At 39.4% G+C, this 23,033-nt stretch carries 24 protein-coding genes; 9 read left to right on the top strand and 15 right to left on the bottom strand.

The genetic code is table 11. The annotated features are described in order from the left end of the window. The first annotated feature begins 128 nt into the window (after positions 1-128). The 3 genes from WA338_RS05940 to ctlX all read left to right on the top strand — a co-directional run bounded on the left by WA338_RS05940 (position 129) and on the right by ctlX (position 3,457). The gene (locus WA338_RS05940; RefSeq protein ID WP_009779212.1) at positions 129-1,415 is read left to right on the top strand and encodes a citrate synthase; all 1,287 of its coding nucleotides are present in this window, start codon (positions 129-131) and stop codon (positions 1,413-1,415) included. 75 nt (positions 1,416-1,490) lie between these two features. Next, a complete protein-coding gene (locus tag WA338_RS05935; RefSeq protein ID WP_040533215.1) occupies positions 1,491-2,405 on the top strand; it encodes a dimethylarginine dimethylaminohydrolase family protein in 915 nt (304 codons plus the stop codon). A 119-nt stretch (positions 2,406-2,524) separates the two neighbouring features. Continuing rightward, the gene (ctlX, locus tag WA338_RS05930; protein ID WP_040533217.1) at positions 2,525-3,457 is read left to right on the top strand and encodes a citrulline utilization hydrolase CtlX; all 933 of its coding nucleotides are present in this window, start codon (positions 2,525-2,527) and stop codon (positions 3,455-3,457) included. Here the strand turns inward: ctlX and WA338_RS05925 are convergent. The 3 genes from WA338_RS05925 to WA338_RS05915 all read right to left on the bottom strand — a co-directional run bounded on the left by WA338_RS05925 (position 3,447) and on the right by WA338_RS05915 (position 6,880). After that, positions 3,447-4,925, bottom strand: a complete 1,479-nt coding sequence (locus WA338_RS05925; RefSeq protein ID WP_272984651.1) for a BCCT family transporter — start codon at positions 4,923-4,925, stop codon at positions 3,447-3,449. The two genes, ctlX and WA338_RS05925, sit on opposite strands and share 11 nt — an antisense overlap. A gap of 5 nt (positions 4,926-4,930) precedes the next feature. After that, positions 4,931-6,385: an SDR family oxidoreductase gene (locus WA338_RS05920; RefSeq protein ID WP_009779216.1), complete on the bottom strand. Its 1,455-nt coding sequence runs from the start codon at positions 6,383-6,385 to the stop codon at positions 4,931-4,933. 63 nt (positions 6,386-6,448) lie between these two features. Then, positions 6,449-6,880 carry a hypothetical protein gene (locus tag WA338_RS05915; protein WP_040533219.1) on the bottom strand — a complete coding sequence of 144 codons (432 nt, stop codon included), beginning with the start codon at positions 6,878-6,880 and terminating at the stop codon, positions 6,449-6,451. A 129-nt stretch (positions 6,881-7,009) separates the two neighbouring features. Between WA338_RS05915 and argS the strand changes: the two genes are divergently transcribed. The 4 genes from argS (at position 7,010) to folD (ending at position 11,668) form a co-directional block, all read left to right on the top strand. After that, positions 7,010-8,785, top strand: coding sequence for an arginine--tRNA ligase (argS, locus tag WA338_RS05910; protein ID WP_336092629.1), 1,776 nt, complete (start codon positions 7,010-7,012; stop codon positions 8,783-8,785). A gap of 170 nt (positions 8,786-8,955) precedes the next feature. Further along, a complete protein-coding gene (gene ffh, locus WA338_RS05905; protein ID WP_272984618.1) occupies positions 8,956-10,284 on the top strand; it encodes a signal recognition particle protein in 1,329 nt (442 codons plus the stop codon). A 97-nt stretch (positions 10,285-10,381) separates the two neighbouring features. Beyond that, entirely contained in the window at positions 10,382-10,747 is a 366-nt protein-coding gene (locus WA338_RS05900; protein WP_009779220.1) for a four helix bundle protein, read from the top strand. Positions 10,748-10,780: 33 nt separating this feature from the next. Continuing rightward, positions 10,781-11,668, top strand: coding sequence for a bifunctional methylenetetrahydrofolate dehydrogenase/methenyltetrahydrofolate cyclohydrolase FolD (gene folD / locus WA338_RS05895; RefSeq protein WP_009779221.1), 888 nt, complete (start codon positions 10,781-10,783; stop codon positions 11,666-11,668). 161 nt (positions 11,669-11,829) lie between these two features. On the opposite strand, the gene ppgK is transcribed toward folD, so the two are convergent. The 11 genes from ppgK to WA338_RS05840 form a co-directional block, all read right to left on the bottom strand. After that, a complete protein-coding gene (gene ppgK, locus WA338_RS05890) occupies positions 11,830-12,570 on the bottom strand; it encodes a polyphosphate--glucose phosphotransferase (RefSeq protein WP_040533223.1) in 741 nt (246 codons plus the stop codon). Between the two features lie 80 nt (positions 12,571-12,650). Then, entirely contained in the window at positions 12,651-13,130 is a 480-nt protein-coding gene (locus tag WA338_RS05885) for a thiol-disulfide oxidoreductase DCC family protein (RefSeq protein ID WP_009779223.1), read from the bottom strand. Continuing rightward, entirely contained in the window at positions 13,105-14,169 is a 1,065-nt protein-coding gene (locus tag WA338_RS05880; protein WP_009779224.1) for an AI-2E family transporter, read from the bottom strand. Before WA338_RS05880 ends, WA338_RS05885 begins: the two co-directional genes overlap by 26 nt. After that, positions 14,169-14,588, bottom strand: coding sequence for a VOC family protein (locus WA338_RS05875; RefSeq protein ID WP_009779225.1), 420 nt, complete (start codon positions 14,586-14,588; stop codon positions 14,169-14,171). Before WA338_RS05875 ends, WA338_RS05880 begins: the two co-directional genes overlap by 1 nt. Before the next feature lie 24 nt (positions 14,589-14,612). Further along, on the bottom strand, positions 14,613-14,858 hold the full coding sequence (locus WA338_RS05870; RefSeq protein WP_009779226.1) for a DUF7218 family protein: 246 nt from the start codon (positions 14,856-14,858) through the stop codon (positions 14,613-14,615). A gap of 122 nt (positions 14,859-14,980) precedes the next feature. Next, the gene (locus tag WA338_RS05865) at positions 14,981-15,778 is read right to left on the bottom strand and encodes a pseudouridine synthase (protein ID WP_009779227.1); all 798 of its coding nucleotides are present in this window, start codon (positions 15,776-15,778) and stop codon (positions 14,981-14,983) included. A gap of 28 nt (positions 15,779-15,806) precedes the next feature. Further along, positions 15,807-16,646, bottom strand: coding sequence for an alpha/beta hydrolase (locus WA338_RS05860; protein WP_009779228.1), 840 nt, complete (start codon positions 16,644-16,646; stop codon positions 15,807-15,809). 48 nt (positions 16,647-16,694) lie between these two features. Then, positions 16,695-16,898: a hypothetical protein gene (locus WA338_RS05855; RefSeq protein WP_009779229.1), complete on the bottom strand. Its 204-nt coding sequence runs from the start codon at positions 16,896-16,898 to the stop codon at positions 16,695-16,697. A 147-nt stretch (positions 16,899-17,045) separates the two neighbouring features. Next, entirely contained in the window at positions 17,046-17,417 is a 372-nt protein-coding gene (locus WA338_RS05850; RefSeq protein WP_009779230.1) for a cupin domain-containing protein, read from the bottom strand. A gap of 12 nt (positions 17,418-17,429) precedes the next feature. Then, complete coding sequence (locus WA338_RS05845) at positions 17,430-17,975, bottom strand: hypothetical protein (RefSeq protein ID WP_009779231.1); 546 nt, start codon at positions 17,973-17,975, stop codon at positions 17,430-17,432. Positions 17,976-18,026: 51 nt separating this feature from the next. Then, the gene (locus WA338_RS05840; RefSeq protein ID WP_009779232.1) at positions 18,027-19,550 is read right to left on the bottom strand and encodes a helicase HerA-like domain-containing protein; all 1,524 of its coding nucleotides are present in this window, start codon (positions 19,548-19,550) and stop codon (positions 18,027-18,029) included. Positions 19,551-19,705: 155 nt separating this feature from the next. On the opposite strand from WA338_RS05840, the gene WA338_RS05835 reads away from it, so the two are divergent. Then, positions 19,706-20,338, top strand: coding sequence for a 7-carboxy-7-deazaguanine synthase QueE (locus WA338_RS05835; RefSeq protein WP_040532573.1), 633 nt, complete (start codon positions 19,706-19,708; stop codon positions 20,336-20,338). 85 nt (positions 20,339-20,423) lie between these two features. On the opposite strand, the gene WA338_RS05830 is transcribed toward WA338_RS05835, so the two are convergent. After that, entirely contained in the window at positions 20,424-20,978 is a 555-nt protein-coding gene (locus WA338_RS05830) for a DUF2911 domain-containing protein (RefSeq protein WP_009779234.1), read from the bottom strand. Between the two features lie 255 nt (positions 20,979-21,233). Here WA338_RS05830 and asnB point away from each other — a divergent pair, with 255 nt between their 5' ends. Then, the gene (gene asnB / locus WA338_RS05825) at positions 21,234-22,925 is read left to right on the top strand and encodes an asparagine synthase B (RefSeq protein ID WP_009779235.1); all 1,692 of its coding nucleotides are present in this window, start codon (positions 21,234-21,236) and stop codon (positions 22,923-22,925) included. The last annotated feature ends 108 nt before the right edge of the window (positions 22,926-23,033 follow it).

Genomic DNA, 23,033 nt, shown 5'->3' with positions numbered 1-23,033 from the left:
TATTTACCCCTTTTTTATTTTCATTTTTTTAACCTTCCTATAAGTGCAAATACTTTAGAAATCCCTTTGCATTTCGTAATTTAGCAGCTCTTGAAAAAATTGATAATCAGCTAAAACATATTAAAAAAATGGCAGATAATGCTAAACTAGTAATAGGTGATAAGTCCTATGAGTTTCCTATAGTAACTGGTAGTGAAAATGAAAGTGCAATCGATATCGCCAGCTTGCGCGCAGTAACAGGTGGTTTAACAACTATAGATCCCGGTTTTAAAAATACAGGAAGTTGCGAGAGTGCAATAACCTTTTTAAATGGTGAGGAAGGAATCTTAAGATATCGCGGTTACGCCATTGAAGATTTAGCTGAAAAAGCTTCTTTCTTAGAAGTGATTTATTTACTGATTTTTGGTGAATTACCTACTGAAGAGCAGTTGACCAAATTTCACAATGACATCAAAGAAGAAAACCACGTAGATGAAGACGTAAAGAAAATTCTTAACGGTTTTCCTAAGTCAGCGCATCCTATGGGTGTTTTGGCATCGCTTACTTCAGCCTTGACCGCATTCAATCCAGATGCTGTTAATGTAGATTCTGAAGAAGATATGTATAACGCAATCGTTAAGCTTCTGGGTAAATTTCCAGTGTTAGTAGCTTGGACGATGCGTACCAAAAAGAGCAAGCCACTTGATTATGGTGACGACAGCTTAAATTATGTAGAGAACTTACACAAAATGATGTTCTCTAAACCTAACAGCGAGTACAAAGTAGATTCAACAATCATTGAAGCTTTAGATAAGCTGCTTATCCTTCACGCAGACCACGAGCAAAACTGTTCAACTTCAACTGTACGTATCGTAGGATCATCTCACGCAGGTTTATTTGCTTCAATTTCCGCAGGTATTTCTGCACTTTGGGGACCACTTCACGGTGGAGCCAATCAAGCAGTGATTGAAATGCTTGAAGGGATTAAGGCTGATGGCGGAGATACTAAGAAATATATGGCTAAGGCAAAGGATAAAGAAGATCCATTCCGTTTGATGGGCTTTGGTCACCGCGTTTATAAAAACTTTGATCCGCGTGCAAAAATCATCAAGAAAGCAGCAGATGACGTTTTAGAACAGTTGGGTATAGAAGACGAAGTACTTGCTATCGCTAAAGGTTTAGAAAAAGAAGCGCTAGAAGATGAATACTTTGTAAAACGTAAATTATATCCTAACGTAGATTTCTATTCAGGTATCATTTATCGTGCATTAGGAATTCCTGTTGAAATGTTTACTGTAATGTTTGCGATGGGTCGTGTGCCAGGATGGATCGCGCAATGGAGAGAAATGCGTCTTCGTAAAGAACCTATTGGACGACCACGTCAGGTTTATATAGGCGAGACTCACCGTCCATTTAAAGCGATGAGTGAACGCTAGAATTAAAAAATAAAGTAATTGAAGCGGGTTTTTGGAGTTGATCAAAAACCCGCTTTTGTTTTTATATTTGCGGGTATGATTAAATTAAATATCACAGACGAAACCTCTCGTCTTCGAGCGGTAATATTAGGGACGGCTTTGAGCAATGGCGGTGTGCCAAAACTTGAAGATGCTTATGACCCTAAGTCTATTTTACACATAAAACAGAAAACCTACCCTAAAGAGGAGGATATGGTGGCAGAGATGAATGCTGTAGAAGAGGTTTTTAATAAATATGGCGTACAGGTTTTTAGACCTAAACTTATCGCAGATTATAATCAAATTTTTGCCAGAGATATTGGTTTTGTGATTGAAGATACGTTCATCAAAGCAAATATTTTACCAGATCGTGAGCAGGAAATCGAAGCTATAGAACACGTGCTCACACAAATTGATCCTGAGAAAATTGTAAGATTTCCAGAAGAAGCACATATCGAAGGAGGTGATGTGATGCCTTACAAAGATTATATTCTTGTGGGAGTATATCGTGGTCCAGACTATTCTGATTATATTATCGCACGCACCAATATGCTAGCGATAGACTATTTGCAAAAGCTGTTTCCAGATAAAAAAGTGGTTTCGTTTAATCTAAGGAAATCAAATACCAATCCTTATGAGAATGCTTTGCATTTGGATTGCTGCTTTCAACCGGTTGGAGAAAAATATGCCATTTTGCATAAAAACGGTTTTTTGGAAGCGTCTGAGTATAATTGGCTTGTAAATCTATTCGGAAAAGAAAATATCTTTGAGATCACTGCGGAAGAAATGTATCATATGAATTCAAACATTTTTTCAATTGCTCCCGATGTCGTGATTTCAGAACAAAATTTTACGCGTTTAAACACATGGTTACGCGACAAAGGTATTACTGTTGAAGAAGTACCTTATGCCGAAATATCTAAGCAGGAAGGGCTTTTGCGTTGCAGCACATTACCTCTGGTTAGAGAATAAAATACCTCGGGCAAATCCAAGAGGCATACGTTAAAAACAAAATTTTGATTTCTTGGAATCCCGAAAACGATCTGGATATTAAATTCTTTGGCGGAGCCAATAAAATTGTCATTACCCCTATGAAACAGAATACCAATACCGTTTTGATGGTGCGCCCTGCATCTTTTAGAAAGAACGAGCAAACTGCTGTAAACAATTATTTTCAAGAAGATCTCGCTCTTGAAAATGAAGCTATTAATGCACAAGCGCAGGAAGAATTTGATGGCTTTGTAGCAAAGCTCAAAGCAGCCGGAATTAATGTTTTGGTACTACAGGATGAGAAGGAGCTAGACACCCCAGATTCTATATTTCCTAATAATTGGGTGAGTACGCACGCTAACGGTGATGTAGCTGTTTATCCTATGTATGCCGAAAACAGACGCAGAGAGCGTCGTGAGGAGTTTTTTACGTTACTTGAGGATTCTGGATTTGCTATAAAAAATGTCATTGATTATACCGAAGCTGAAGAGGAAGAACTTTTTTTAGAAGGAACCGGAAGCATTATTCTAGATCGGGAAAATGAGAAAGCCTACTGCGCACTTTCAGCACGCGCAGATGAGATGCTTTTTATAGAATTTTGTGAAGATTTTGGATACTTGCCTGTGATTTTTCACGCCAATCAAACCGTTGATGGTAAGCGCTTACCTATTTATCATACCAATGTAATGATGTGTGTCGCGCAAGATTTTGCCGTGATTTGTCTTCAGTCTATAGATGATAAAAAAGAGCGTAAGCAAGTGATCAATCAGCTTAAGGAGTCAGGTAAAAAAATTATAGCGATCACTGAAGCTCAAATGCATCAATTTGCAGGAAATATGCTTGAAGTTGTGAATGCTTCTGGCCAAAAGTATTTGGTGATGAGTGCGCAAGCGTATAATTCTCTAGACGAAACTCAAATAGCATCTATTGAAAAATACAGTGAGATTTTAAGCAGTGATCTAAAAACTATTGAAACCTGTGGGGGAGGAAGCGCCCGTTGTATGATGGCAGAAATTTTCCTGCCTAGGTCTTAGCGATTAGATTTTTGATCCACCTGATCAACATCCAAACCATAAAGAAGCTAAGCGGTAGAGATGTTACGATGAGCAACTTTTGCATGGTGTTGAGCACGTCTATCTCTTCTTTGTTGAAACTTAATACGGTAAAGGCGATCGCGGTAATGGTTAAAATCAATCCCCACAAAATTCTGTTGCGTTTTGATGGCTTCTTTCTACGAGCACTATGAAGACTTAAAACAAGAATTGCGGAATCTAAAGAAGTCACGAGAAAACTGAGTAATAGCAGGATGACTAGCGTGTTGATGATGAATTGCGCAGGATAATTGCTTAAAAACAAAAATAACGAACTAAACACATTGTCAAACTCGTTGGTATAAGTTCCCCATTGCTGGATAAGATCAAAGGCTGCTTGGCCAAAAACGGTGAACCAGAAAAAACTTCCTAAAGAGGGAATAAGTAACACACCAATTATAATTTCCCTAAGCGTTCTTCCTCGGGAAATATTGGCGATAAAAATTCCTGTAAACGGAGCCCAGGCAATCCAAAAAGCCCAATAATAGTAGGTCCAATCTGTTAGAAATTGCTCGCCGGGATTAAAGCTACCATAGGCTAAACTAAGCGGAATGAAGTCGACGACATAATGATACAGTGCGATTACAAACTGTTCTAAGATCAAGAGAACATCACTTTGAACAAAAACAAAAAGCAGCAGCGCAAAACTCATAAATATATTAGCTCGAGATAGTTTTTTAATGCCGTTATGCATTCCACTCAAAGCTGAGATTAGAGATAAAACTCCAACAAGAATTATGATGATTAATGTGAAGGACTTACTTAGCGTAGCATTGTCAAGGTAATCGAGTCCGCCTTTTATTTGTCGCGCTCCCAATGCAATAGCGGCAATAAGTCCAAAAACGGTAGTCAGAATTACGAGGATGTCAATACTCTTAATCCCTATTTTATGGGTTAGCGTTTTAGAGTGAGAGAAAACGGTGCTGCTGGTATAAGCCGGTCGGCCGTATTTAAATGCAACTGTACCAATCGCTAGGGCAAAAACAGCATAAAAGGCCCAGGCTGTAAATCCCCATTGGTAAAAGGTAAATTCGAGGGCTTGAATTTCAGCAGATATTTGCGTGAGAATAGGCGGGTTTTGTTGCATAAATACAGGTTCCTGAACGGCTCTAAGCAAAATTCCAGCACCCATTCCTGCGCTGTATAGCATCGCGATCCAGGAAAGTCTGTTGAATGCTGGTTTTTCAGCCGGTGTACCCAACTTGTATTTTCCTAAAGGAGAACTAGCTACAACTACAAGAACCAAAACACAAGCTAAACCAAGAATGAGATAAAACCTTCCAAAATAAGATCTAATGTGTGTCGAAAGGGTTTCGATCAACGCATAGCTTTCTTCAGTGAATCCAAAAATCAAGAACGCGACAAGTAGTAAAATTCCAGTCGGAACTAGAAGAAGTAGGTTTTTCTTTATCGTTTTTAGAAGTTTGATATAGCAGCTTTTTTAGGTTTGTATCGGGCTATATTCCGTATCATTCCACCAAAAATAAAATAGTGAAAAGGCAACATACTAAACCAGTACAGCCGTCCCCACAAGCCTCTGGGTCTAAAGGTGGCAGTTTGATGTAAAACATTATCGTCATCGATCTCCCAGTCTAGCCAGGCTTCACCGGGAACGCGCATTTCTGCAAAGAGCAGTAATCTTTTTTCTTTTTTATCAGCTAATAAAACCCGCCAAAAATCTAAAGAATCCCCTTCGTAGAGTTCGTTGTCGTGTGTTCGCCCGCGGCGTAAACCTACGCCACCCCAGAGTTTATCAATAAAACCGCGTATTTTCCACAAGGTATTTGCATAATACCAACCGCGTTTTCCGCCTATAGACCATATGTTTTCTAGTGCCTGTTCAGGGTCTTTTAGTTTGATTTGCTGTCGGTCTTTCAGGCAGCCATATTCAGGAACTTTGATGTAGTGATTAAGATCTTTGCGAAAGCGCCCACTCACTAAACTATCCTTCCAGCTAGAAACTACCTGATTTTGTTCGATTTTCTCAAAGGCCATTTTAATGGCGTCATTATAATTTATGGGCTTTATGTCTAGCATTTCCTGTAGGCGGGTATCGCCTGTGATCACTTCAACGCGCATACTGTCAACAAGGTTGAGTGCTAGTTTATAACTGGTTGAGGTTACAAAATACAACCAGTAAGAAGAAAGTTTTGGTCTCATTACCGGTACATCAAGAATCGTAAGACTTAGGCCTCGTATTTTAGCATACAAAAGCATCATTTGCTTGTAGGTTAAAACATCTGGGCCGCCAATATCAAAAGACGCGTTATAACAGGATTCCTTTCCTAAAACTCCGGTTAAATATTGAATCACATTACGAATAGCAATGGGTTGACAGCGCGTTTTCACCCATTTTGGCGTGATCATTATCGGGAGCTTTTCACATAAGTCTCTAATGATTTCAAAAGACGAACTTCCTGAACCTACGATGATTGCAGCACGCAACACGGTAAGGTTGAATTTGCCTTTATAAAGTGTGTCTTCCACTTGTTTGCGCGAGTTGAGGTGCTTGCTTAAGTTTTCATCATTGATGATTCCGCTTAGATAAATAACCTGTTTGCAATTGGTCTTAGATAGATACACGTTAAAATTTTCTGCGGCGCGCTTTTCTTTCTCATCAAAATCTGAAGTTGATGAGGTCATAGAATGAATTAAATAGTATGCTGCATCTATATCTTGTGGGAGGACATTAGGATTAGGTTCTTCTAGAAAATCTATTTCTACAATAGTGATCTTAGAACGTATGCGTGGGTTTACGGCGAGCCGATTTTTATCACGAACCGCGCAAACCAGATCGTGCCCTTCTTCAAGTAGAAAGGGAATGAGTCGCATTCCTATGTAGCCGTTGGCTCCTGTAAGTAGTAATTTCATAGCCTTTTAAAGATACAATTTTAAAGGGGTAAGACCCTGTGAAAGTAGTTCTAAAACTTTAGTCTAAAGATCTTCAGGGCCTAGCGGAAGATTCTCAGCTTTATAATCCATGACTTTTTTTATGAATTTGTGAGTCGCCTTATCATTTGCCTTCGCGCGTATCTTAATAAAATAGTGATCCCTGTAAATACTGTATTCTTCGGCTTTACCTTTATAAAGACGCAATTTGTAGTAAGGAATGATCAACGCATAAGATTCTAAAAGGGACCGAAAACCCACAATAATGCCGCTAGGACGCATTTCGATATTACAGGTGTTTACATAGCTGTCGAGGATAAGTAAATTGTGAATCTCAATACTCGTGGAGGTGATAAATAGTTTTGACGAACCAATTCCTTTCATTTTAATTCGCTCGCGTAAAGTGAAAGGTTTTCCTACCTCGTTATTGATTTTTCGAGTTACTTCAGGATTGTTGTAGGAGACGTTAAGCAGCATTTTTTCTTTTAAAGATATCAATTTACCAGATAATCTGGCTTTTTGGGCATTTAGAAACAAGACAGGTGCTGTATTTTGCTTTGTCAACTGCTTGTTTTACGTATCTTTGCGCCTTCAGAAAAAGCACTCATGAATTTATCCGAAAAACTCACAAACGCCGTTAAAGATGCGGTTCAAGAACTGTTTAGCGCAAGCTTAGAAACTGTTGAAGTTCAACCTACTCGTAAAGATTTTGAAGGTGATTTAACAGTGGTTGTATTTCCTATTTTGCGCGTGGCAAAAGGAAATCCGGCGGTGATTGGTGAGCAAATAGGAACTTATGTGAAGGAGAATTTGGACGAAATTTCAGATTTTAATGTGGTTAAGGGGTTTCTGAATCTGGTAATTGCAGATGCGTATTATCTGAATTTCTTCGACGGAATTCGAGATCAAAAGAACTTTGGTCACGAGCCTGAATCTGGCAAAGCGGTGATGGTTGAATATTCTTCGCCCAACACGAACAAGCCATTGCACTTGGGGCATATTCGTAATAATTTATTAGGCTATTCGGTTGCCGAAATTTTAAAAGCTTCAGGAAAGAAAGTTTATAAAACCCAGATCATCAACGATCGCGGAATTCATATTTGCAAGAGTATGCTGGCGTGGCAGAAATTTGGCGAAGGTGAAACTCCTGAATCAACCGGACTCAAAGGGGATAAGTTGGTAGGGAATTACTACGTGAAGTTTGATAAAGCCTATAAAGAAGAGCAATCGTATTTAGTTGCTCAAGGAAAAACAAAGGAGGAAGCCGAAAAGGAAGCACCGCTTATTCTTGAGGCCCAGGATATGTTGCGCAAGTGGGAAGCCGGCGATGAAGAAGTTGTTGCACTTTGGGAAAAAATGAACGGTTGGGTTTATGAAGGTTTTGAAGAAACCTATAAAAATCTAGGAGTTGATTTTGACAGCTATTATTACGAGAGCAATACCTATTTATTAGGAAAAGACAATATTGAAGAAGGCCTTAAAAAAGGTGTTTTTTATAAGAAAGGAGACGGTTCGGTTTGGTGTGATTTGACTGAAGATGGTCTTGATGAAAAACTCGTTTTACGTAGTGATGGTACCGCGGTTTATATGACGCAAGATATAGGTACTGCAATTCAGCGGGTGAAAGATCATCCTGACGTAGGCGGAATGATCTATACCGTAGGTAACGAGCAAGATTACCACTTTAAAGTACTTTTCTTGATTCTGAAGAAATTAGGTTATGACTGGGCTGAGCATTTATTCCATCTAAGTTATGGGATGGTTGATTTGCCTAGCGGAAAAATGAAAAGCCGCGAAGGAACCGTGGTTGATGCAGACGATCTTGTTGAAGAAATGGCGACAACTGCCGGAAACATTGCCCAAGAATTAGGAAAACTAGACGGTTATAGCGAGGCTGAAAAGCAAGAGTTATATAAGATTATTGGTCTTGGAGCTTTGAAGTACTATATTCTAAAAGTAGATCCTAAAAAGCGTATTCTTTTCAATCCTGAAGAATCTGTAGATTTTCAAGGAAATACGGGGCCGTTTATTCAGTATACTTATGCGCGTATTCAGTCGATTTTAAGAAAGGCGGCAGATACCGGAGTTGCTGAAGATTATGCGTATGAAGCGCTTCAGTCTAAAGAAAAAGAGCTGATCAAGCAACTTGCTTTATATCCTGAAACGGTACAGTTGGCAGCAGAAAATCACAGTCCGGCGTTGATCGCAAATTACACCTACGATTTGGTAAAAGAGTTTAATTCCTTCTATCAACAAGTCTCTATTTTAGGAGCAGATACCGATGCCGAAAAAAGCTTCCGCGTAGCGCTTTCTAAAAAAGTAGGCGAAGTGATCGAAGCAGCATTTGGATTGCTAGGAATTCAAGTTCCCGAGCGTATGTAGCATTTGGTTTTTGATCTGTTTTTTGCTTCAAAAAAGTATGTTCAAATTCCTTAAATTTGCAACCTTAATTCATTTAATGGATTAAATCTATCGGAGTTTTAGCCGATGAAAAATAAGAGTTCAACACATACCTGAGTTTTAGTACAAAGGGTTGTTTTTAGATAAAACCTATGTTTGATAATTTAAGTGATAAGTTAGATAAGGCGATGCACGTGCTTAAGGGGCACGGTCAGATTACAGAAGTAAACGTAGCCGAGACCCTTAAAGAAATTCGTCGTGCGCTTGTAGATGCCGATGTTAACTATAAAATAGCTAAAGATTTTACCAATACGGTTAAGGAGAAAGCTTTAGGTCAAGATGTATTGACCGCTTTAAAACCGGGTCAATTGATGACCAAATTGGTAAAAGATGAGCTTACCGAACTTATGGGCGGTGAGGCAGAAGGAATCAATCTTTCAGGCAATCCTTCGGTTATTTTGATGTCTGGTCTGCAGGGTAGTGGTAAAACCACTTTTTCTGGTAAGCTGGCTAATTTCCTTAAAAATAAAAAGACTAAAAAACCACTTTTGGTTGCTTGTGACGTTTACCGTCCTGCGGCGATAGATCAGTTGCACGTGGTTGGTGATCAGATAGGTGTTGAGGTTTATTCTAATAAAGAAGAAAAAGATCCGGTTAAGATTTCTGAAGCAGCTATTGCATACGCAAAAGCAAACGGATTTAACGCGGTGATTATTGATACCGCGGGGCGACTTGCAGTTGACCAAGCGATGATGAACGAGATTGCTGCAATTCATGAAGCGATCAAACCTCAAGAAACTTTATTTGTTGTTGACTCGATGACGGGTCAGGATGCTGTGAATACTGCAAAGGCGTTTAACGATGTCCTGAATTTTGACGGGGTAATCTTAACCAAATTAGATGGTGATACTCGCGGTGGTGCGGCGCTTTCTATCAAAACGGTTGTAGATAAACCAATCAAATTCATCGGTACCGGTGAAAAAATGGAAGCAATTGATGTGTTCTATCCTTCACGGATGGCTGATCGTATTCTTGGCATGGGAGACGTGGTTTCTCTTGTTGAGCGTGCGCAAGAGCAGTTTGATGAAGAAGAAGCGCGTAAACTTCAGAAGAAGATCGCTAAGAATCAATTTGGTTTTGACGACTTCCTGAAGCAGATTCAACAGATCAAGAAAATGGGTAATATGAAAGATCTTATTGGGATGATTCCCGGTGCAGGTAAAGCGCTTAAAGGTCTTGACATAGATGATGATGCTTTTAAAGGTATCGAAGCCATCATTCACAGTATGACACCAGACGAGCGTACTCAGCCGTCGATCATAAATTCTAGTCGTAAAAAACGCATCAGTAAAGGTTCTGGAACTTCGGTTCAAGAGGTGAATCAGTTGTTGAAGCAATTCAACCAAATGAGTAAAATGATGAAGATGATGCAAGGTGGCGGCGGAGCCAAAATGATGCAGATGATGAATCAAATGCGCTAAGCAGCATTCAGTTTACAGCGAGCAGTCTCAGTTTACTGTAGGCAGTTTCAGTAAGCAGTTTGCAGCCGTATTTATCTTTCGGTAAAAAATAGAACTTATGGGTGTGGAAGATTTATTAGCATATCAGAAAGCTTTTGATTTAGCTATGGATGTCTTCGATATCTCTAAGGCCTTTCCGAGAGAAGAGCAATATTCACTTACTGATCAAATTAGAAGGTCATCAAGAGCTGTTTGTGCAAATATGTCTGAATCATACCGAAAGCAGAGGTATCAGAAACACTTTGTAAGTAAGTTAACTGATTGTGATGCCGAAAATGGAGAGACCCAAACGTGGTTAAAATTTGCAAAAGCTTGCAATTATATTTCTGTAGAAATGTATTTGGCTACTCTTGAGAAAAGTCAGGAAGTAGGTAGATTAATAAATTATATGATTAATAATCCGGGAAAATTTGGTTCAAACTGAATACTGCCAACTGTTCCTGCCAACTGATATAAAATGACAATCTTAGACGGAAAGAAAACCAGTAACGATTTAAAAAACGAGATCGCCGAAGAAGTAAAGGCGATGAAAGAACGAGGTGAAAAAGTACCTCATTTGGCGGCTGTTTTGGTAGGTAACGATGGCGCAAGTTTGACGTATGTGGGAAGTAAAGTACGTGCTTGCGAGCGTATTGGTTTTGAGTCTACATTAATTCAATTGCCTGAGGAAACTACAGAAGAAGAGCTTTTAGATCATATCAATAAGCTGAATAACAATCCTGAGATTGACGGCTATATTGTTCAGCTGCCTTTACCGAAGCATATTGACGAGCAAAAAGTCTTATTGGCTGTAGATCCTGACAAAGATGTAGATGGGTTTCACCCGACTAACTTTGGTAAAATGGCGCAAGATATGCCTGTTTTTATCCCAGCGACACCGTTTGGAATAATGGAATTGCTCAAGCGCTACAACGTAGAGACTTCAGGAAAGCATACGGTTGTAATTGGCCGTAGTCACATTGTAGGTCGTCCTATGAGTATTTTGATGTCTCAGAAAGGAACGCCTGGTGACAGTACAGTTACCTTGACGCACAGTCGAACTAAAAATCTTGAAGAACTTACTAAGCAAGCAGATATCATTATTACAGCCTTAGGAGTGCCTGAATTTTTAAAGGCCGACATGGTTAAGGATAATGTAACGGTTATCGATGTGGGCATTACTCGCGTACCAGACGAAACTAAAGAGCGCGGTTATCGAATCGCGGGTGATGTAGATTTTGCTGAGGTAAGTAAAAAAGCAGATTTTATTACGCCGGTTCCTGGTGGAGTAGGGCCTATGACCATTGCGATGTTGTTAAAAAACACCTTGCTTGCCAGAGCAAGACATAACGAACTTCAATCTTAAGTGTTGAAAGTTAAGTATAAAAAAAGAGGTCTCACAGACCTCTTTTTTATTGGTGACACCAAAGGATTCAATATTTTGAGGCTTGGCTTGAATTTGAAAATTCGTTTTAAGCCAGTGCCTCAACGATTGCCCTAAGGTAGATTTTTTCAGTGAAATTTGAATTAAAGTAAATGTCTTGCGCCTAAGGCTGCTCCAATGATTCCCGCGTGATTACGTGTGTGTGCCGCTACAATAGGAATGTCTGTCTTTAAATACTTGATGTATTCGTCCAGGTTTTTGCTAGCGCCACCACCAATGATGATCATTTCGGGTTGCGAAATCTGCGTAGTGAGCTGTATAAATTTATTGAAACGTTTTCCCCACTTTTTAAAACTCATTTTGTTATCCAGACGGACGCGACGAGAAGCATACTTTTCAATAATTTTTTTCTTCTTGTAGCGCATTTGCCCAAGTTCAAAATTAGGGATGAGTTCGCCGTTATAAAAAACACCACTTCCTATTCCTGTGCCTACGGTCACCACGATAACCAGACCTTCAACGCCTTTGCCAACGCCAAACTCCATTTCAGCCAAGCCGGCGGCATCTGCATCGTTCATTACATTTACAGGAAGACCTATTTTTTGCGAGATCATATCATCTACTTGGATGCCCACCCAAGACTTATCGAGATTACCATGTTCTATCGCTTTTCCTTTATGAATAACTGTTGGGAATCCTACGCCTACAGGACCTTTCCAGTCCCAATGTTTTACAACTTCTGCTATGGTTTTGACCATGGCTTTGGGTTCGCGGGGAACGGGAGTGTCGAGTCTAAAACGTTCACCTAAATATTCTTCTTTTTCGAGGTTTACAGGTACTCCTTTGATGCCTGATCCACCTACGTCTACTCCCAGTATTTGCATAAATAATTTTTTGGTCTCAAATAAAAAGTACTCAAAATTCAATATTAAATTTTAAGCAGCTGGTAATCTTAAGTGGCAATTTATTGAAAAATGATAAAAACAAGTAAAATAATTGTAAGAATGTAATAGAGCCAATAGGGTTTAAAGTGCGTCGGGTCTGAGCCCAAAAGCAGTTTGGTAATCTTAAACATGAATGGGCGATTTTTTGCAATAAAGTTATACCCCTTATCGCTTAAGTATTGAAAACTTCGGCTGTTGATGTACCATTTGTGCATATTGATTTTTAAAGAATCACTATATGTATAACAGCGATAGGCCGAGTCAGGACCGCTGTAGACGCTTCCGTCAGGCTCAATTAATCTGCTGGCTTTTTTAAATTCTTTTAATGGAATATCAGGAAATGCTTTGTGCGCCTCTTGATAGGTTTTATAAGCAATAGCATCTTTGGTTTTGAGTTTCCAACGTGTGACCCAATATTTGCAAAACCCGCAAGTGCCGTCCCATATGAGTACGGGTTTGTTTTCAGGAGGAAATTTAGTTTTCTTGATCTTCTGAAACATCAGGAATGATTTGGTTGATGATTTCAGGTTCAGGATCGCCGTACTCGTGTTTGTAGATCTTTACAACCAGCAAGAATAAACTTATAAGAAGTGGCCCAAAAATTAAGCCTATAAACCCAAACAATGGTACACCGACGATAACACCGATCAGAGTTACCAGCGGATGCACATTAGCTAAGCGTTCTAGCACGTAAAGGCGTATCAAATTATCGGTAGAACCTACAACTACGAGGCCGTAAATTGCAATACCCACAGCCTGTAAATTGTTCCCGCTGGCGATCATTAGGATTGTGACCGGCACAATACCTAATAAAGTTCCTATAAAGGGAATCATGCTTCCAATAGCAGTAATAACAAACCAGAAAAAGGGATCGGGAACACCAAAAATGAAAAAGCCTATTAATGCTACGATTCCCTGAGCAAGAGCAACAAGGGGTATTCCTAGCGCATTACTTTTTACCATTGCGACACTCTCGTGACCTATGCGCGCAATATTTTCTTTATTTAAGGGGATGAATGCGTAAAGTGATTGGTGCAGTTTATCGTTGTTGACGAGCATATAGTATAAAATAAAATACATGATACCTATAGCAATAAACACATTGAACGTTCCTCCTGCAAAATTTTGAAGATTGGTAGAAACCCAGCTTGTGATAGCGTTGGTGTCGATAGATTCACTCACTTTAAAACCAAGATCAGCTTCCCAAACACCTACTTGCTGCTTTACAACTTCAACAACCCGTTCAGAGTTCTTAACCGCTTTACCTATTTTATTGGTAAGCATCATCACCGTAAGTCCTATAGGAACGAGTATTACTAAAAAAGAAGCGAGCATTGCAACTCCTGCAGCAATGCCTTCTTTCCATTTACGTTTGTCAACTAAATAATTATAGAACCTGCGCAGGAGTACATACAAGGTTATTGCGCCTAAAACTCCAGATAAATAAGGTGTCATTTCTTCTATAATCAAGATGAATAGAAAGAGAATGAGTATGATTAAAAAAAGTTGACGTACGAGTTCTGGCTTGAGTTTATTCATTATTTAGCAAATAATTGAGAAAGGTCTTTGAAGCTTTTAAATTCTAGAGCGTTACCGCAAGGATCATAAAAAAACATTGTGGCTTGTTCTCCCGGAAGCCCTTCAAAGCGTATATAGGGTTCAATGACAAATTGAATATTCTTATGTTTCAATTTATCAGCAAAGGCTTCAAAATCGTTCCACTCGAGGACAACGCCAAAGTGTGGTACGGGCACCGCTTTGCCGTCTACTGCATTATGATGCGTACTTTCTTTTTCCTCTTTAGGTTTGTAGTGAATGACGAGTTGGTGCCCAAAAAAGTCAAAATCTACCCAATGCGTATCGCTGCGACCTTCTTGTAATTCTAAGACGTCTCGATAGAATTCACGGGCTTTGGCGACATCATCTACAGGGATTGCTAAGTGAAAAGGAGCTGGCATAAATTGAATAGCGTATTAGGTTGCTTAATTATTACGTAGGGCTTTGATCAATTCTTTCTTAGACATTTTAGATCTACCATCAATACCTACTTTCTGAGCTTGTTGATAGAGCTCTTCTTTGGTTCGCTCTTCGTACTTTTCGGCTTTACCACCTTTTTCACCAGAATCTGGAGTGTTTGCGATTCGGGCTGATTTCTCTTTACTGTAGCCTTTATCTCGTAAAGCTTCGTACTGCTCTTCGTTTTTAACTGAAGGAATTTGGGCTGCCATAAGTATTATTTTCTTGATCTTAACTTAAATGTAAGACGATTTCAACACTTATGCGGCGCTATTAACACAGGTTTAAAGATTTGTCTATTTTGTGTGTTACTCCTCGTGGATGGACTAAGGCTTTAATTGCGGCGCCTGCGTCGAGGTCCTGATGGTCTAATTTCTGGTTTGTTACCTGTTTGGCTTTCTGGTTCAAAAGTCTTTGAGCTTCCTTCTAGAAGGCTGTTGAGTTCTTTCAGTTCGGCTGTAGTAAAGGCTCTGTATTTGCCAACGGGAATATCCAGATTAATATTCATAATACGCACGCGTTTTAAGCGGGTTACATTGTAGTCTAGGTATTCGCACATACGGCGTATTTGTCTATTAAGACCTTGTGTCAAGATAATTTTAAAACGCTTTTTCCCAAGCTGTTCTACTTCACATTTTCGGGTTATGGTGTCTAAAATCGGAATTCCGTCAGACATCCGCTTTACAAAAGATGCATCGATGGGTTTGTCTACATCTACAATGTATTCTTTGTCGTGATTATTACGAGCTCTGAGTATTTTGTTTACAATATCACCATCGTTGGTCAAAAAAATCAATCCTTCACTGGCTTTGTCTAATCTTCCTATCGGGAAAATACGGGTAGGATAATTGATATAGTCAATAATGTTATCCTTTTCTACTCGTGTGTCTGTAGTACAAACAATGCCTACGGGCTTATGAAAAATAAGGTAAACCGGCGGATCTTTTTGTTCGCCTACAATCTTTCCGTCGACTCTAATTTCATCCTCGCTGCTAACTTTGGTACCCATTTCTGGGATGTTTCCGTTTACGGTAATTCTACCGGCATCAATAAGTTTATCAGCTTCGCGTCGGGAGCAGTAGCCTACTTCACTCAAGAATTTATTTATGCGCGTTAATTTATTTTCGGACATAGTAGTTTGTTGTAATTTAAGATAAGACTTATTGGTCTAAAAACTTAACGATTTTCTCATTTACCTGAATATCATAAAGCGAGTGGTTAAGGCCTTCGGTCTCTACAAATTCAGATTCTTCAAGCGCTTCGTGTATGGCTTGTGATCCTGAAAACGGAGTGATGGTGTCTTCTTTATCGTGAATGATCAGTGTAGGAACTTTTATTTTTCGGGCAAAAGCCGAAGAAGAAAATTCAACTGTTTTAAAGTTAAAGGTGTCTTGAAAATAGCGGTCTAATGCTGCGAGAGCTCTGTTGCTGAGCCCTAAGATCTTTTGATAATCACTAAGAATACTTTCTAGCGTGTCTGGCGCGCCGAGGATCACAAGTTTTTTTGTTCTGAAGCTTTCTTTTTGTGATTGATTGTAAAGTACGGTCATCCCTCCAACAGAATGTCCTACGAGATAATCGGGCTGATAAGTCTCTAAAATTTTATTTAAAGCTTGATGGTAAAGCGGTACATAAAAATATTTGCCACTACTATACCCGTGGGCCGGAGCATCAAAGGCTATGATGTTGTAATTCTCTTGCTGAAGTCTGATAATCATTTCTTTCCAGCGGTGACTGTGGCTTTCCCAGCCGTGTACCAGTAAAATGGTTTTACCGGTCCCTGGCCATTTATAAGGTTGAATGTGGTGTTCTTCAACGCTTATTTTAGGCTCTAAATTTGGGTTTAGAAATTCTTCGTGATGAGGTCCTATCTTCCCGCGACGGGGTTTACTAAAGACCTTGAAGGCCTGTTTTGCCGCGGTCTTCGGGGAGAAAATTGCTAGAACGTTTATAGAGCTTCCGATGGCTTTTGGAAGCGCTTTTTTCAAAAATGTATTCATAAAAAAACCCTCTTTTTGGGAGGGTTAAATATACGTGTTATCTAATTTCTAATGTTTGTTTTCGGCGTCGATCACGTCTGTATCTTTTCGGTATTTCAAGAGTGAGATTCCAGATAAAAAGAAAATACCTCCAAGAATGGCAAGCGCCCAAGGGCTAACGCCTGTGCTCATGCTTCCAAAAACACCCATAATACCCACAACAAGTGAGATTGCACCTCCAACGACCATTATTATAGCTAAAATCTTAATCATAATTTTTATACATATTGGTTAGACTTTAAAAGTACTAGAATCGTCTAAGTCAATAATATAGATTAACGAGGCTTTAGCTAAGAATTAATACTTATTTATAAGTTTTAGATTTCCTTTGATTTTGACTTTCAAGGTGTTGAGGAGGTGCTAGAGCGCTTCCCTATTCACTTTGTTGAAGTCAAAAGCAGGCTTGCAAACCGATATGTAAGTGCAGGGCTCATCAAAAGGATTGCTGTATTGTACTCGAGTACCCGCATTAATTCTGATAGATTCCCCTGCTTTTAGAATGATCTTTTCGTCTTCAATTATAAATTGTTTTTGACCGGAAAAGATAAATGTATATTCATCAAATTCTGGCGTTTGAAAAGGTTCGCTCCAGTTTGGAGGAGCAATCATATGAGCAATACTAAGTTCTGAATTGCCATCGCTGGCTTTGCCAAAATGTTCCCCGATGTATTTACCATCATCTGTAGGAACCACAAACGGATTTTTTTGAAGGGTATAGTTTTTTTTAGCCATAGCATTATTGAATTACCACCCAATCATAAAATACTTGATCTTCGCATCGTTTGGAATTTCCGCTTTAGTGACTTTGGTGTCCATATTAAAACGTAATTCTCCAGGCAGTTCGTCGCGATCAATAGTGAAATACGCGTTGATGTCATCAACAAAAATAACAATACTACTTATAAGCGTTTCTATGCGTGAAATTTCATACGCATCGGTCAGGTCTTTATACGTGCTGTTTAAATTGATGCCTTCTTCAGTGGTGTAACGCGCATCAAAGATTTGAACCGTTTTGATTGTTTTGGGATTTCCTTCTTTTACAGGCATCAGACTTAATAACTGCGTTCCGCCTTTTTCATAAATTTCAATGGCATTTACATTAAGCTCTTCACTCAAGCCAGAATTTTGATCAACCACACTATCGTTCTCAAAAAGGGTTTTGAGTTCATTTACTTGAGTGTCTTTGGTCAATGGGCCAACTTGAGTAGCGGTGATTGCAAATTTATCTTCAGAATTACAAGAGGTAAAAAGAACGCTGGCAATAAGTGCAGCAAATAGTATACGTTTCATATTTAGGATCTGGTTTATTCGATTATTTAATTTAATTGTATTGGTCTTACTCTATTTAATAAGCTTTCCTAAAATACCTAAAACTCCACGAATAACCGTAGCGCTGGTAAGTACTTTAATAATTGCTTTTTCTGTTGAATTGCTTCGGGAAGAAGTACGGGTGTTTCGCTTTACTGTTGCACGCTCTTGCTGTGCCTTTTCTTTTGCTTCTTCGCTTTCGGCTTTTTTAATTTTTTCATTGAGCAGTTCATAGGCGCTTTCACGATCTACCGCGTCATTGTATTTAGGTGCAAGAACAGATTTGCGATGTAGCTCTTCGAGTTCGTCTTTAGTCAGAATATCCATACGAGACATAGGTGCGCGCATTAGTGTAGCTGCAAGTGGAGTAGGACGCCCTTTTTCATCCAAAGCAGAAACAAGCGCTTCACCGGTTCCTAACTGCGTAAGCACTTCTGCGGTATTGTAAAATTCTGAAATGGGATAGTTCTCTGCGGTGAGTTTTATCGCTTTTCGATCTTTTGCAGTAAAAGCTCTAAGCGCATGCTGAATTTTTAAACCTAACTGACTCAAAACGCCATCAGGAACATCGGTAGGGTTTTGCGTTACAAAATACAAACCAACACCTTTTGAACGTATGAGCTTTACTATACTTTCAATCTGGCTGTGAAGCGCTTTTGAAGCTTCTTTAAAAATAAGGTGGGCCTCATCAATAAAAATCACCAGTTCAGGTTGGTCGCTATCGCCTTGCTCTGGGAAGGTACTGTAGATTTCAGCGAGTAAGCTCAGCATAAAAGTTGAAAAAAGCTTGGGTCGATCTTGGATATCGGTGAGGCGAATGATGTTTATTTTGCCTCTTCCGCTTTCATCCAGCCGAAGCAGATCATCTACGTCAAAAGATTTTTCGCCAAAAAAGATATCAGCTCCTTGTTGCTCCAGTTGAACGATTTTACGCAAGATCGCTCCTGCGGAAGAAGTGGAGATTCTTCCATATAAATCTTGTATTTCCTCTTTACCTTCGTCTGTTGCATATTGCAGGACTTTCTTGAAATCTTTAAGATCAAGAAGCGGTAAACTTTTGTCATCACAATACTTAAAAAGAATAGCAATGATACCTGCCTGGGCATCGGTAGCGTCAAGAATTCTTGAGAACAAAACAGGACCAAATTCACTCACCGTGGCGCGCAGTCGCACCCCATCTTGCTCAGACAAGGTGAGTAATTCTACCGGGAAATCTTTGGCCTCAAAAGGTAATCCTATTTTTGCGTGACGCTCATTGATTTTGGGATGCCCTTCGCTTGCCTTAGCAATCCCGCTCAGGTCCCCTTTCATATCCATTAATAAGACAGGTACGCCTTTTTCTGAAAGATTTTCGGCTAAAACCTGAAGTGTCTTTGTCTTACCTGTTCCTGTAGCTCCGGCGATTAATCCGTGGCGATTCAATGTTTTTAGCGGAAGGTTCACGTGTGCGCCGGTAATAGTCGTCCCATCGAGCATTGCAGCACCAACGGTGATATATGCTCCTTTACACGTGTTTCCTTGTATGATGTGTTCTTTAAAGGCTTCGGTATGACTCATGGGTAGAAATTTGGACTAAAAATAAGGATTAATGCCAAAATCAAACCGACTTGTAAAATTTAATTTTTAACACTTTTTGCAGGCTTTAGAAGCGCTTTTAAAATAAGGTTGTAAGCCTTTGGTAACGACTTTTATGCGGCGTATCTTTGCGCCCTATGACAAAAGAGGCGACAGCGACCCGGGTAGAGCTGGGAGAGTTACTTCCGTTAATGGAAGAGTTTTACACCATTCAAGGTGAAGGTTATCACACAGGAACCCCTGCATATTTTATTCGTGTGGGTGGTTGTGATGTGGGCTGCCATTGGTGCGATGTTAAAGAAAGTTGGGATGCAGCGATTCATCCGCCTACAGAGGCTGCAGCAATTGTTGCTAATGCTAAAAAATACAGTAAGACCATTGTGATCACAGGAGGTGAGCCGTTGATGTGGGATATGAATCATCTGACTTCAATGTTGAAAGCAGAAGGTTTGCAAGTACATATCGAGACTTCGGGAGCTTATGAATTAAGCGGTCACTGGGATTGGATCTGTCTTTCTCCTAAAAAGCGTATGCTGCCTAAGCCGCGTATTTATGAGGAAGCACACGAGTTGAAGGTGATCATATATAATAAAAGTGATTTCGCATTCGCGGAAGAACACGCAGCAAAAGTTAATGGTAACTGTCAACTGTTTTTGCAGCCCGAATGGAGTGTGAGAGAAAAAATGACGCCATTAATTGTAGACTACGTTATGGCAAATCCTAAATGGAAGGTGAGTCTTCAAACACATAAATACTTGAATATACCTTAAGCGTGTTATTTGAATAACAAGCGCTTGAATAAACAACAAAGGCTTCCAAATTGGAAGCCTTTGTTGTTTTGTGTGAAAACTACTGTTACATTTCAACTTCTTCGATAGGTATTTGAATGTAGGTGTCATCCCATCCTAAAAACATATCAGAACCGCTTTCTGTAGGTTGAAAAGAGATTGAGAAAGATTCGATAGGTGCTGCGGTTTTATGCGATGGAGTCGTAAAACGCACTAAGTCGCGTTCTTCTTTATAACCGTAAGCTCCCCAAGTATCTAAGTCTTTGTTTAAAATTACTGTCCATTCATCTTCATTAGGAATCGTGAAAAGTGTGTAAGTTCCTGCAGGAACCTTTGTGTCTCCTACCATCATGTCTTTATAAAACTTGATCTCGGTAGATTCGTTTGCGCCTGTTCTCCAAACATCACCGTACTTTTCTAAACCATCTTTCTTGGCAAAAACATCACGACCTTTTTTCTGAGGACGACTATAAATTACACGTACACGCGGTGCTTTGTCTTGCCCGCGATACATTGCTATATCTAACGGACTTTTATCTAATTCACTAAATTTTTGCGCATTTACGCTGCTTCCAAAAAATAAAGCTGCAATTAAAAAACTACTTGCTAAAAGGGACTTCATAAAATGTATTTTATTGTTGAGTATCAAAATTTTATACAAATGTACAATGTGGTAAAAACTGTAATTGTTAAGACTTTACTAAAATGGTTGAAGTTTACGCCTGTAAATCGATCTGCATAAAATAGGCATTGTATAGTTTGAATTTGTATTGAAATGAACTTTTAAAGTTTCAATATGTAATCATATAGGTGTTTTTTGTTTGTGAATTAGAATGTAATATACATCTTTGAACCATCAAATTAAAACAATACGATTATGTGTGGGATAGTATGTGCCTATGAATTGAAACAATCTGCTGAGGTTTTAAGACCACAGCTTTTAGAAATGTCTAAAAAAATACGTCATCGTGGTCCAGATTGGAATGGTGTTTATAGTGATGAAAAAGCCATTCTTGCGCACGAGCGTTTATCTATAGTTGATCCTGCTTCAGGAAAACAACCTTTATTAAGTCCTGACGGAAAATTAATTCTTGCTGCCAATGGCGAGATCTATAACCATCAAGAGCTGCGTAAGCAACTTAAAGGACAATACGATTTTAAAACACAGTCAGACTGTGAAGTGATCTTAGCTTTGTATCAGGAAGAAGGTCCTGGTTTTGTAGACAAGCTAAACGGAATTTTTGCCTTTTCTCTATACGATGCAGAAAAAGATGAGTATTTCGTTGCTCGTGATCATATGGGTGTTATTCCACTTTATATGGGATGGGATGAGCACGGAACCTTCTATGTAGCTTCAGAATTGAAAGCTCTTGAAGGAACTTGTACAAAAATTGAATTGTTTCCTCCGGGGCATTATTTACACAGTTCTGATGGTGAATTGAAAAGATGGTATTCTCGCGATTGGATGGAGTATGATGCGGTTAAAGAGAACGAGACCAGTATAGAAAAGTTAAGAGAAGCTTTAGAAGCGGCAGTTCATCGCCAGCTTATGTCTGATGTGCCTTATGGTGTTTTACTTTCAGGAGGATTAGATTCTTCTATTACTTCAGCGGTAGCAAAAAAATATGCTGAAAAACGAATTGAATCTGGAGATACAGACGGGGCTTGGTGGCCAAGGTTACACTCTTTTTCTGTAGGTCTTGAAGGTTCGCCGGATTTAGCGGCAGCACAGAAAGTTGCGGACCATATTGGTACGGTGCACCACGAGATCAAATTTACCATTCAGGAAGGTTTGGATGCTATAAAAGATGTTATTTACAACTTAGAAACCTACGACATCACCACGATTAGAGCTTCAACTCCTATGTATTTGATGGCTCGTGTTATTAAGTCAATGGGGGTAAAAATGGTACTTTCAGGAGAAGGAGCAGATGAGGTTTTTGGAGGATATCTTTATTTCCACAAAGCACCAAACGCTCAGGAGTTTCATGAAGAAACAGTGCGTAAATTAAGCAAGCTGCATATGTACGATTGCTTGCGAGCAAACAAATCATTAGCTGCTTGGGGGATCGAAGGTCGCGTTCCATTCTTAGATAAAGAGTTTATGGACGTTGCGATGAGCATCAATCCAGAAGACAAGATGATCAACGGAGAGCGTATGGAAAAATGGGTACTTCGTAAAGCCTTTGAATCGTATTTGCCAGAGAGTGTTGCCTGGAGACAAAAAGAGCAGTTTTCAGACGGTGTAGGATACAGCTGGATTGATACGCTGAAAGAATTGGTAAATGAAAAAATTAGCGATGAGCAATTGGCAAATGCTAAGTACAAATTCCCAATTCAAACGCCAACGAATAAGGAGGAATACTATTACAGAAGCATTTTTGCTGAGCATTTCCCAAGTGATGCTGCTGCATTGAGTGTACCACAGGAAGCTTCTGTAGCATGTAGTACCAAAATCGCTTTAGAATGGGATGAAGCATTTAAAAATATGAACGATCCATCAGGTAGAGCTGTGGCAAACGTACACAGTGATGCTTATAAAAAGACTGACTCGCTTAGCCAGCCATAACCACGTAAGTTAAAAGGTGCTTTTCATTTTGAGAAGCGCCTTTTTTTTATGGTTTATGAGGGAAAAACTCAACTTCATTTAGAATCATCGATTTTAACCTGAATTTTT

Source organism: Leeuwenhoekiella sp. CH_XMU1409-2, from assembly GCF_037029365.1.
GTDB classification, from domain to species: domain Bacteria; phylum Bacteroidota; class Bacteroidia; order Flavobacteriales; family Flavobacteriaceae; genus Leeuwenhoekiella; species Leeuwenhoekiella blandensis.
Note: the sequence above shows the minus strand (reverse complement) of the source record. Positions and strands in the feature narration are given on the sequence as shown.

Coding starts and splice junctions, on each gene's coding strand:
- asnB (WP_009779235.1), top strand. CDS start 21,234: ATGTGTGGGATAGTATGTGCCTATGAATTGAAACAATCTGCTGAGGTT.
- WA338_RS05850 (WP_009779230.1), bottom strand. CDS start 17,417: ATGGCTAAAAAAAACTATACCCTTCAAAAAAATCCGTTTGTGGTTCCT.
- WA338_RS05920 (WP_009779216.1), bottom strand. CDS start 6,385: ATGAAATTACTACTTACAGGAGCCAACGGCTACATAGGAATGCGACTC.
- WA338_RS05885 (WP_009779223.1), bottom strand. CDS start 13,130: ATGTTTCAGAAGATCAAGAAAACTAAATTTCCTCCTGAAAACAAACCC.
- WA338_RS05880 (WP_009779224.1), bottom strand. CDS start 14,169: ATGAATAAACTCAAGCCAGAACTCGTACGTCAACTTTTTTTAATCATA.
- WA338_RS05940 (WP_009779212.1), top strand. CDS start 129: ATGGCAGATAATGCTAAACTAGTAATAGGTGATAAGTCCTATGAGTTT.
- WA338_RS05900 (WP_009779220.1), top strand. CDS start 10,382: ATGGGTGTGGAAGATTTATTAGCATATCAGAAAGCTTTTGATTTAGCT.
- WA338_RS05835 (WP_040532573.1), top strand. CDS start 19,706: ATGACAAAAGAGGCGACAGCGACCCGGGTAGAGCTGGGAGAGTTACTT.
- ffh (WP_272984618.1), top strand. CDS start 8,956: ATGTTTGATAATTTAAGTGATAAGTTAGATAAGGCGATGCACGTGCTT.
- WA338_RS05875 (WP_009779225.1), bottom strand. CDS start 14,588: ATGCCAGCTCCTTTTCACTTAGCAATCCCTGTAGATGATGTCGCCAAA.
- WA338_RS05830 (WP_009779234.1), bottom strand. CDS start 20,978: ATGAAGTCCCTTTTAGCAAGTAGTTTTTTAATTGCAGCTTTATTTTTT.
- WA338_RS05845 (WP_009779231.1), bottom strand. CDS start 17,975: ATGAAACGTATACTATTTGCTGCACTTATTGCCAGCGTTCTTTTTACC.
- folD (WP_009779221.1), top strand. CDS start 10,781: ATGACAATCTTAGACGGAAAGAAAACCAGTAACGATTTAAAAAACGAG.
- WA338_RS05840 (WP_009779232.1), bottom strand. CDS start 19,550: ATGAGTCATACCGAAGCCTTTAAAGAACACATCATACAAGGAAACACG.
- argS (WP_336092629.1), top strand. CDS start 7,010: ATGAATTTATCCGAAAAACTCACAAACGCCGTTAAAGATGCGGTTCAA.
- ctlX (WP_040533217.1), top strand. CDS start 2,525: ATGAAACAGAATACCAATACCGTTTTGATGGTGCGCCCTGCATCTTTT.
- WA338_RS05860 (WP_009779228.1), bottom strand. CDS start 16,646: ATGAATACATTTTTGAAAAAAGCGCTTCCAAAAGCCATCGGAAGCTCT.
- WA338_RS05915 (WP_040533219.1), bottom strand. CDS start 6,880: ATGCTGCTTAACGTCTCCTACAACAATCCTGAAGTAACTCGAAAAATC.
- WA338_RS05855 (WP_009779229.1), bottom strand. CDS start 16,898: ATGATTAAGATTTTAGCTATAATAATGGTCGTTGGAGGTGCAATCTCA.
- WA338_RS05870 (WP_009779226.1), bottom strand. CDS start 14,858: ATGGCAGCCCAAATTCCTTCAGTTAAAAACGAAGAGCAGTACGAAGCT.
- WA338_RS05865 (WP_009779227.1), bottom strand. CDS start 15,778: ATGTCCGAAAATAAATTAACGCGCATAAATAAATTCTTGAGTGAAGTA.
- ppgK (WP_040533223.1), bottom strand. CDS start 12,570: ATGCAAATACTGGGAGTAGACGTAGGTGGATCAGGCATCAAAGGAGTA.
- WA338_RS05935 (WP_040533215.1), top strand. CDS start 1,491: ATGATTAAATTAAATATCACAGACGAAACCTCTCGTCTTCGAGCGGTA.